Origin of the sequence: Rhizobium sp. TBD182 (assembly GCF_001950375.1) — a bacterium.
Classification (GTDB): Bacteria; Pseudomonadota; Alphaproteobacteria; order Rhizobiales; family Rhizobiaceae; genus Agrobacterium; species Agrobacterium tumefaciens.
Window position 1 is genome coordinate 6711 of the sequence record NZ_BDLN01000012.1, and the last position, 978, is coordinate 7688.

Sequence of the window (978 nt, forward strand, 5' to 3'; positions counted from 1 at the left end):
GCGAGTAGCGACTTCACTTCGCATTTGCGACAGTTGCGCTTCACTTAATTGTTCTCCATCTGGAAGTGTTGCTGCGTGCCGCACGGCATGAGACAACAATTTCGCGTTTCGCGAGAGGATTTTGAGGCGTGAAGAGAATTTTTCTAAAGGTTCTGTTCGAACCGCGTCCCTTGTGAAACGATGGGATTTGCTAAAATTAGCTATATTCTCAGCCGACTCGACAGGATTGTTAGTCGCTAGACGTTTGGCGACTTCCGTCAGCACGTGGTCTGGCAAATTTAGTAATTCTGTTTTGTGGGGAACCTGTGCATCATTGCTTCCAGATGCATCACGCAAACTCGAATTTCTCATGATATCGCTCCTGTGCTTTTGAAAGGATGATATGCTACGCGGGTGCAGATTATTAAGAAGTTTTCAGTTTCATTTGTAGTTGTGTGGCAAAATAGATCAGCTTCGGCATCGGCAAAGCGTTTTGCTGGCAATCTTTCGGCGCAGCCGAGAAAAAGGTTACTGGTTGCGAATACTCAAAAGGAAAAACCTACCTGCATTAGTCAGTGCCGCTTTTATTCTCTTACGATCAGTCATTAACGGACACCGAAGCCACCGCCCAAAGCACCAGCCTGGGCCAAAGATCGGTGGCATAGAAGTTGGCCACGCCCTGTGGCAAACCGCGGCAGGCCGCCAGGAAATAGCCCACCGCAACAAGTGTGGCGATCGTACGTGACGGCGCCATTGCCCAGAGCAAAGGAAAGAACATGGCGGGTGGAAGAAGAAGCACCTCCCCGCTCCAGCCGATCCACCCACAGGCGATGGATGCGATGATCAGGAGCACGGATTTCCAGCGATCAGCCAGATGATCGTCACCGCGATCACGGGTGGAAGGTGAACACGGGCCGCGCCAGGCTGAGAAGACCGGAATCCGGAACCGGACCAAAATATCGACTATCATAGGAGCTCGCAAAGGAGGAGTGAAGGAAC

Annotated in this window: 3 pseudogenes; all 3 read right to left on the reverse strand. The window is 51.2% G+C overall.

Annotated features, from left to right (window positions below):
• Positions 1 to 351 (reverse strand): annotated as a pseudogene (locus tag T18_RS27970) (virulence protein); the annotation flags it as partial.
• Between the two features lie 238 nt (positions 352 to 589).
• A pseudogene (locus T18_RS23950) lies at positions 590 to 832 on the reverse strand (conjugal transfer protein TraB); the annotation flags it as partial.
• Positions 833 to 869: 37 nt separating this feature from the next.
• Positions 870 to 978, reverse strand: a pseudogene (locus T18_RS23955) (S26 family signal peptidase); the annotation flags it as partial.